The following is a 5179-nucleotide window of genomic DNA, read 5'->3' as shown; positions in this document are numbered from 1 at the left end:
CGAGAGAAAGAAACCTTCGACGATTGAGATAAACGCTTTCAGGGGTAATCTCTGACGAGAGCGGATCAGAATTTGACTTAACCTTAATTAGCATGGCGCGACCTTTTCGTTTTCCTAAGTTACGAGAAACAGTCACACTTAGACCATTAAGGGAACAGAAGTTCCCCTACTTGAGAGGCTATTTGCTTCGGACCTTACGCAAAAGACTTGTGACCGGGCCTGATGCAGCATAGACAACAAATCCAAGTAGCAAAACGAAAGACGGCTCCAGCGCAATAACCGCAAACACGAGAACCATCACCAGCACCGCAGTAAATGGCACCCTTGCCTTTAGATCAAATTCTTTGAAAGAGTTGTAGAGCACGTTACTTACCATCAACACTCCCGCACTTGCCACAAAGAGCATGGTCACCAACGTTAAAAACATCGTCTGCTCAAAGCTATGGAACACCCAAACGAAGCCCGCAACGAGAGCCGCAGCTGCCGGACTTGGCAAGCCAACAAAGTAGCGCTTATCGACTGAGCCTATTTGAGTATTGAATCGCGCCAAACGCAGAGCCGCGCCCGCCACATAGATGAAAGTGGCTACCCAGCCAATTTTACCCAACGTCTGCAGGTTAAGAGAGAAAGCCACTAGCGCAGGAGCAACACCGAACGCCACCATGTCTACCAAGCTATCATACTCTGCTCCGAACGCACTCTGAGTATTGGTCATTCGTGCGACGCGTCCATCCAGCCCATCAAGTATCATTGATACAAAAATAGCGATCGCTGCATTTTCAAAATGACCATTCATTGCAGCTACAATGGCATAAAAACCGGAGAACAGGGAGGCTGTAGTGAAGAGATTCGGAAGCAAATAAATTCCGCGGCCACGCTTCTTCACTTTCTCGACTTTTTCGGCATCATCATGATCCTCAGATGCATTTAAACCCGTTTCTACAAACGAAGAATTCTCCACCTCAGGCTTTACAGACTTTTTCTTGTCTAATTCGTCACTCATGCGATTTGATCACCATCCCTTCAAAAAAAAACGGCCCACAGAATAACTTCTGCAGGCCGTTAATTGTAGCGTTAATTAAGAGAAGTGCTTAGTTCTTCTCTTGATCTACGATTTTGTTCGATGCGATCCAAGGCATCATTTCACGCAACTTAGCACCTGTTTCTTCGATTGGGTGCGCAGCGTTATTACGACGATACGCCGTCATTGATGCGTAGTTGGTTGCACCTTCCTGGATAAACATCTTCGCATATTCACCATCCTGAATACGCTTAAGAGCGTTACGCATCGCAGCACGCGACTCATCGTTAATAACCTCAGGGCCCGTGACATACTCACCATACTCAGCGTTATTTGAGATTGAGTAGTTCATGTTTGCGATACCACCTTCGTACATCAAGTCAACAATCAACTTCAACTCATGCAAACATTCAAAGTAAGCCATTTCTGGTGCGTAACCAGCTTCAGTAAGCGTTTCAAAACCCGCTTTGACAAGCTCGACAGCACCACCACAAAGAACCGCCTGCTCACCGAACAAATCGGTTTCAGTCTCGTCTTTAAACGTCGTTTCGATAATACCTGTACGACCACCACCAACGCCGCTCGCATACGAAAGCGCAACATTTTTAGCTTGGCCAGATGCATCCTGGAATATAGCGATCAAGTCTGGAATACCGCCACCTTTAACAAACTCCGAACGCACAGTGTGGCCCGGCGCTTTTGGCGCAATCATGATGACGTCAAGGTCTGCACGCGGAACAACCTGGTTGTAATGGATCGCAAAACCGTGCGCGAAAGCCAGCGTACCGCCCTGCTTAATGTTTGGCTCAATCTCGTCCTTATATAGAACAGACTGAAACTCATCAGGAGTTAGAATCATAACAACGTCAGCGCTTGCAACAGCTTCCGCAACAGGCTTGACCGTCAAACCATGCGCCTCTGCTTTGGCTACAGACGCAGAACCTGCACGCAAACCAACAACCACATCAACACCTGAATCTTTCAGATTGCACGCATGAGCATGCCCCTGAGAACCGTAACCAATAATGGCAACTTTCTTGCCTTGGATAATTGATAGGTCACAGTCTTTATCGTAATAAACTTGCATGGAATCTCCCCACTATATATTTCTTTTACGCCCTCTGTCGGGCGCACTAATTCATAAAAAACTTAAAGGCTTAAAACTTTTTCACCACGAGCGATACCTGAAACACCGCTTCGAACAACCTCTAAAACAATACCTTCTGGCAGCGACTTGATAAACGCATCTAACTTTCCGCTATCACCCGTAACCTGCGCCGTATAAACGGAGCTACTCACATCGACAATTTGACCGCGAAAAATATCTACCGTTCGAGCAACTTCACTCCGCTGAGATCCAACCGCTTTCATCTTCACGAGCATCAACTCTCGCTCTATGTGATAACCCTCAGTCAAATCGACGAGCTTGACCACTTCGATCAGCTTATTTAGCTGCTTTGTAATCTGCTCGATAACTTTATCAGAGCCTGTCGTCGTAACCGTAAGGCGAGACAAAGAAGCATCTTCAGTTGGCGCTACCGTTAGCGTTTCAATGTTGTAGTTTCGCTGCGAAAACAATCCTACAACACGTGAAAGAGCACCCGGCTCATTCTCTAAAAGGACAGAAATGATTCTTCTCATGTTATGTCCTCTCCGTCTTGCTTAGCCACATATCATTCATAGAGCCTTTCGCGATTTGCATCGGATATACATGCTCAAGCGGATCGACATATACGTTAATGAAAACAAGCTTATCCTTCATCGCAAATGCTCTTTCAAGAGTAGGCTCAAGCTCATCAAGCTTATTGACCGTCATACCAACGTGACCATAGCTTTCTACCAACTTCTCAAAGTCAGGCAAGGAATCCATATACGAATGCGAATGACGCGACTCATAATTCATGTCTTGCCACTGCTTAACCATGCCCAAAGCTTGGTTATTCAATAGCAACACCTTCAATGGCAAGTTGTACTGATTACAGGTAGAAAGCTCTTGAATATTCATCTGAATAGAACCTTCACCCGTGACGCACACTACCTCCTCATCCGGGAAATTAAGCTTAATGCCCATTGCAGCAGGCAAGCCGAAGCCCATTGTTCCTAGACCACCAGAGTTAATCCAGCGATTAGGCTTGTTGAACTTATAATACTGCGCAGCGAACATCTGGTGTTGACCAACATCAGATGTCACGAATGCATTGCCCTGGGTAACTTTATAGAGCGCTTCAATAGCTTGCTGAGGTTTGATGCTGTCCTGAGTTGAAGGCTCATAACGACCGCCATGAAATTCACGCCACGAATTAATTTTTTCCCACCACGCAGCGATTGCTTCCTGATCAGGCGAACCAGCCAACTCATCAAGCGTTGCATGCAAATCTTTAAGCACCGAGCCAACCGGACCGACGATTGGCACATCAACCTTGATGGTTTTCGAAATATTTGCTGGATCGATATCAACGTGAACGATACGAGCACCCGGGCAGAATTTATCCGTACCATTGGTCACTCGATCATCAAAACGCGCCCCTATGGAGACAACCAGATCTGCGTTGTGCATCGCCTGATTCGCTTCATACGAACCGTGCATGCCTAGCATACCTAGACTATGCTCACCTGAACCAGGATATGCGCCCAAGCCCATCAATGTGCACGTCACTGGGTAGTTCAAGCGCTCAACCAGATCCGTAAGCGACTTGGATGCACCACCCAAAATAACCCCACCGCCGGCGTAGATGACCGGACGCTTCGCATTTAAAAGCATCTCTGCCGCTTTGCGAATCTGCCCGGAATGCCCTCGAGTAGGGGGCGAGTACGAGCGCAACTTAATCTTCTTCGGATAGTTGTACTCGAAACGCTCATTTGGCGCTGTCATATCTTTTGGAATGTCCAGAACGACAGGACCGGGACGACCGGACTCAGCAATATAGAATGCCTTTTTAATCGCTTCTGGAATTTCCGATGGATGTTTGATCGCCATGTTGTGCTTAACGACCGGCCGCGAAACCCCCATCATATCGGTCTCTTGGAAAGCATCTTCACCGATCAGGTTAGATGGTACCTGACCGCAAAGGACGACCATTGGAATTGAGTCAGTAAACGCTGTTGCGATACCCGTAATCGTATTCGTCGCGCCAGGGCCTGACGTTACCAATACAACTCCCGCTTTACCCGTAGCACGCGCATAACCGTCAGCCATATGAACCGCAGCTTGCTCGTGACGAACTAGAATGTGTTTTACTTTATCCTGCCGAAACAACGCGTCATAAATATGAAGCGCCGCTCCACCTGGATATCCGTATATGTACTCAACCCCTTGGTCTGCAAGTGAGCGAGCAATCATATCGGCGCCAGACAATAGCTCCACGATAATTACCTTTTATAAAACAAAATGTGTATGTCTATGGAAGCTTAATCCGAGTAACGCTCGCTTCTTTTGGAAGCGTTTTCGATGCAAATTTAGTGAGTTTTTTCTTGAATGTTCTGGCGGGGAGTAACGCCGGAAAAACACGTGCATTTTTTAAACGCGCTCTTCAAGTAAACAAACAATGTTGCCGTCGCAACAGATAAACTCACTGGGGGGATAAGAAAACCACTAGGAAAGGCCTCTACAAACTACCCCGGATCTAAGCGAGCTGCAATTCTGACACTTAATTAACCAGAGTCAACATCTGCACCCAAAAATTGCTATCTAAAATGCAAAAACCTCAGAAAAAAAAGCCAAATTCACAGTTTGGTTTATAGTTAAAGCAACAAGTTTATGATTCCCTTACTAATTCTGGGTGTTTTTATATGAAAATAGCGCAACTAACAAAAGCTCTAATCCTATCCGTTTTCTTTGGTTTAGTGACCGTTTCTGCGAGCGCCGAAATATACAAATGGACAGACAAAGACGGGCGCACCCATTACTCCGACAAGAAACCAAACGCTCAAAAAGATGCTAAAAAAATCAAGGTACATACCGGGAAAGGCAGCATAGGAAATAGCAGCAACAAACCGTCAAGCGAGCCGCAACCAAACACACCAGAAAAAGAGCAGGCTCTTCAGAAAAAAGCCGAAGACCTATCGAAAAAACAGGGGCAGCAGGCCAGCAAAGAACGATGCGATGCTGTTCGAGAAAACGTTGCCAAGATGACAGAAGGCGCACGACTGCGAATCAAT

Annotated in this window: 5 protein-coding genes; 1 reads left to right on the top strand and 4 read right to left on the bottom strand. The window is 46.4% G+C overall.

What is annotated here, in order from left to right; genetic code table 11:
* Positions 1-178 precede the first annotated feature (178 nt).
* The 4 genes from pssA to A3750_RS06430 form a co-directional block, all read right to left on the bottom strand.
* Complete coding sequence (gene pssA, locus A3750_RS06445; protein WP_068548106.1) at positions 179-1003, bottom strand: CDP-diacylglycerol--serine O-phosphatidyltransferase; 825 nt, start codon at positions 1001-1003, stop codon at positions 179-181.
* Positions 1004-1091: 88 nt separating this feature from the next.
* Positions 1092-2108, bottom strand: a complete 1017-nt coding sequence (ilvC, locus tag A3750_RS06440; protein ID WP_068453642.1) for a ketol-acid reductoisomerase — start codon at positions 2106-2108, stop codon at positions 1092-1094.
* Positions 2109-2170: 62 nt separating this feature from the next.
* Positions 2171-2662 (bottom strand): acetolactate synthase small subunit, encoded by a 492-nt coding sequence (gene ilvN, locus A3750_RS06435; protein ID WP_068453640.1) that lies wholly within the window; start codon positions 2660-2662, stop codon positions 2171-2173.
* 1 nt (position 2663) lies between these two features.
* On the bottom strand, positions 2664-4385 hold the full coding sequence (locus tag A3750_RS06430; protein ID WP_068453639.1) for an acetolactate synthase 3 large subunit: 1722 nt from the start codon (positions 4383-4385) through the stop codon (positions 2664-2666).
* 425 nt (positions 4386-4810) lie between these two features.
* Here A3750_RS06430 and A3750_RS06425 point away from each other — a divergent pair.
* Positions 4811-5179, top strand: a 369-nt coding sequence (locus tag A3750_RS06425) for a DUF4124 domain-containing protein (RefSeq protein WP_068548105.1), incomplete at its 3' end; no start/stop codon positions are given.

The organism is Oleiphilus sp. HI0079 (genome assembly GCF_001635105.1).
Note: the sequence above shows the minus strand (reverse complement) of the source record. Positions and strands in the feature narration are given on the sequence as shown.

Excerpts from the sequence above, each read along its gene's own strand:
- pssA (WP_068548106.1), bottom strand. The coding sequence starts at position 1,003 with ATGAGTGACGAATTAGACAAGAAAAAGTCTGTAAAGCCTGAGGTGGAG.
- ilvC (WP_068453642.1), bottom strand. The coding sequence starts at position 2,108 with ATGCAAGTTTATTACGATAAAGACTGTGACCTATCAATTATCCAAGGC.
- ilvN (WP_068453640.1), bottom strand. The coding sequence starts at position 2,662 with ATGAGAAGAATCATTTCTGTCCTTTTAGAGAATGAGCCGGGTGCTCTT.